General features: G+C 35.2%; 4 protein-coding genes. 1 reads left to right on the plus strand and 3 read right to left on the minus strand.

The window, feature by feature from the left end; all coding sequences use genetic code 11:
- Positions 1 to 142: 142 nt before the first annotated feature.
- The 3 genes from PSF27_RS20675 to PSF27_RS20685 all read right to left on the minus strand — a co-directional run bounded on the left by PSF27_RS20675 (position 143) and on the right by PSF27_RS20685 (position 1,988).
- Entirely contained in the window at positions 143 to 661 is a 519-nt protein-coding gene (locus PSF27_RS20675) for a fimbrial protein (protein WP_272682176.1), read from the minus strand.
- A gap of 72 nt (positions 662 to 733) precedes the next feature.
- On the minus strand, positions 734 to 994 hold the full coding sequence (locus PSF27_RS20680; RefSeq protein ID WP_272682177.1) for a helix-turn-helix domain-containing protein: 261 nt from the start codon (positions 992 to 994) through the stop codon (positions 734 to 736).
- Between the two features lie 586 nt (positions 995 to 1,580).
- Positions 1,581 to 1,988, minus strand: a complete 408-nt coding sequence (locus PSF27_RS20685; protein WP_272682178.1) for a winged helix-turn-helix transcriptional regulator — start codon at positions 1,986 to 1,988, stop codon at positions 1,581 to 1,583.
- Between the two features lie 116 nt (positions 1,989 to 2,104).
- Here PSF27_RS20685 and PSF27_RS20690 point away from each other — a divergent pair, with 116 nt between their 5' ends.
- On the plus strand, positions 2,105 to 2,956 hold the full coding sequence (locus PSF27_RS20690; protein ID WP_272682179.1) for an SDR family oxidoreductase: 852 nt from the start codon (positions 2,105 to 2,107) through the stop codon (positions 2,954 to 2,956).
- Positions 2,957 to 3,210 lie beyond the last annotated feature (254 nt).

Consider the following 3,210-nt stretch of genomic DNA (forward strand, 5'->3'; position numbering starts at 1 on the left):
TAGTTTTTATATCCGAATTAATCCTGGTGTGCTTATTGGCTATTAAAAATAATTCCGATTGATATTCATTTTTTATATTATTAGAATGAAAAAATGAATGAGCAAATATTGGGAATAAAGACCAAGCACTAAAGAATAGATACTATTTATAGGCTACCGCATAGGTTGCACTTGAAATCACAGTACCTTCGGTAACAGTTTGACCCGCAGTTGCTGACATTCTGGCTTTAAACTTCATATTACCAATCGCATCTGTGCCGTTACCGAAATCAACACTTTGACTATTATAAGTCACGTCTTGATTTGGGGTTGTTGAATTAACGGCGGTTAATTGAATGGAGACACCGTTAGCGGTTCCTTTCATATTTGCCAAGCCAGTATTTGTGAATCCTGCACTCTGCCAACCCACTTGACCGCTGGTTTTTTTCAGGCACTCATCTGTACGCGGGACTAACTCAAAATCCACATAGTCACCGTGCGTATCAGCGGTTGTCATTTGGCCTAAATCAATCGTAGATTTAACTAATCCTCCGATTTCAGTATCAATGTCACACGTTTCTGATGTCACTGCCCCAATAAACTGAACTTCACCCGTATTTGCGGAAGCATATCCCCCAAATAATGCGGCACCGATGATGGCGGGTAATAATAATTTTTTCATTGAATAGTTCTCCATTTTAATATAATTGAATATCAAAAATAATGATTAAATCACGCTATAAGATAATGAGGATTAATATTTATCGCTTAATCCATTGTATGATAAAAATTCATCCCAAGATGTTTCCAATATGATTAATATGTCATTAAGCAAGGTGACAGTAATCTTTGTAATACCATTTTCATACCGAGAGATTTGCTGTTGACTGACATTTAGTATCATCCCTAAATCTTTACCTGTTATATCCATTTTCTTTCTTTTGTTTTTAATAAAACATCCTATTTTCTTATTAAAAACATCCGCTCTAATAAGATCTGAATGGTAATCTCTCACGTTTTCAACCCTCTTAGATTATTTAGTTCAAATGCTTGATATAAACAGGATGATGAGGAATATATAATCACAATTTAGCTGAGTAAAAACGTTTGTATCGATCGATAAAGGTAATACAATAGGTTTTGCCTATTATAATTCATATATTGATCGTTAATGTCGATCGCTTGGTGTGTTGAAAATTAATCAAGATATTGATATAAAATAATTATTTTTTACAGGTGGTTTTTATAAAAATATAATTTTACATTAATTCTACATTTTTTAACCTCTAATTAAGAGGGGTTTAATTAAATTCATATTAAAATAGAAATATTGAATTACATTTGGTTACACTTTTTCTCTATTAAGAATATTAATATAAAGATCTGCTTATTATCAATAAATGAATAACGAGAAATAAGGAGGTTAAATTGAAGTAGTAACTCATCTTTATTAAATTTAATATGCCATAGAAAATATCAATAATACAGAATATTCTTATCTTATTTATTATACGATGTTATGACGAAAATGAAGTTATTTAATATTGATAACCTAAGAAGTAAGGGAAAGCTTATTATTGACTATCCCTTGGTTGCACCATTTATCTTTTTTCATTATAACGTTGTTGAGAGGCCAAAATCCCACTCAGATTCAGTTCTATCCAATTCACTAGTTCTTCAACTCGTTGAGCTACTTCTATACCACTTACCGTTAACTGATATTCAACGTGTGGTGGGATCACTGGGTGAGCTATACGTAAAACAAAACCATCGGCTTCCAAAGCTTGTAATGTTTGAGACAGCATTTTTTCACTGACACCAGTTATCTTTTTACGTAGCTCACTGAAACGGTAAGTCCCATCAAGTAATGAAAATAGTATCAATACGCCCCAGCGACTGGTGACATCTTGCAAAATATTCCGAGAGGGACACTCTTTTGCTAATACATTACCACGAGCCAATTTGTCAGTGAGTGAACTCGCTACATCAATTTTTGAATCAGTTTTCATCTAATAATTTCCTAAATAAAAACATACCTTACCAAAAGGTATGTACTTACATTAAGATAGTATATATGGCAAGCTAAGCAAAATCGAGTTAATTAAAACAATCACAGGAGAAAAATATGATTGCTGTAACGGGTGCTACAGGTCAATTAGGACTGTTAGTTATTACTCATTTACTTAAAAAAACAGATGCAAAAAATATTATTGCATTAGTTCGTAACTTAGAGAAAGCCGAGTCATTGAAAGCTCTGAATGTTCAGGTGAGAGAAGCCGACTATAGCAAGCCAGAAACATTGGCTACGGCGTTCAATGGTGTTGAAAAGTTATTGCTCATATCGTCCAGCGAAGTGGGTCATCGGACTCCACAACATAAGAATGTGATCGATGCAGCTAAAAAGATGAATGTAAAATTGATTGCTTACACGAGTTTATTACACGCAGATACTTCTCCACTGGCATTAGCACAAGAGCACATTGAAACAGAAGATTATTTGAAGCAGGAGAATATTCCTCACGTTCTTCTTCGCAATGGCTGGTATACAGAAAACTACTTGGTTAGTATTGCCCCTTCGCTGGCTAATGGTGGATTTATCGGCTGTGCCAAAGATGGGAAAATCAGCTCATCTGCTCGTGAAGATTATGCAGAAGCTGCAGCCGTTGTATTAACCTCAGATGTACCGCAGGCTGGTAAAGTGTATGAATTATCTGGCGATGAGTCTTATACGCTATCCGAGTTATGTGCCATTATCAGTGAAGAATCTGGCAAAACTATTCCATACATAAACATGGAAGAAGCGGAATTTGCTAAATCACTAGAAGGTGCAGGCTTACCAGGCTCATTAGCAGCTATGCTCGCGGATTCCGATTCTGGTGCATCAAAAGGTGGTCTATTTGATGACAGTCATATACTGAGCAATTTGCTTGGTCATCCAACTAAATCATTACGTCAGTTGGTTAAATCATACCTATAAACAATCAATTAGTCCCTGCATAACAGGGACTAATTTTTCTTATAGAGTCAGCCTTTCATATGGAGGTATTGTTTTGAAAACCATTGAAATAATGCCATTAAATACATTTAGCATGTGGGCTAAAATGCAAATTAGGTTTCACACAAGCATTGAAAGCTGAAAACGGACAGAAAATCGATTCTGCGTTATGATACGCGTTCTTTCGTCAGGAGTGAGAGATCGAATAATGAAACCGAAGCACACACCGACCGCAC

The organism is Providencia sp. PROV129, from assembly GCF_028482245.1.
GTDB classification, from domain to species: domain Bacteria; phylum Pseudomonadota; class Gammaproteobacteria; order Enterobacterales; family Enterobacteriaceae; genus Providencia; species Providencia vermicola.

Coding starts and splice junctions, on each gene's coding strand:
- PSF27_RS20675 (WP_272682176.1), bottom strand. CDS start 661: ATGAAAAAATTATTATTACCCGCCATCATCGGTGCCGCATTATTTGGG.
- PSF27_RS20685 (WP_272682178.1), bottom strand. CDS start 1,988: ATGAAAACTGATTCAAAAATTGATGTAGCGAGTTCACTCACTGACAAA.
- PSF27_RS20690 (WP_272682179.1), top strand. CDS start 2,105: ATGATTGCTGTAACGGGTGCTACAGGTCAATTAGGACTGTTAGTTATT.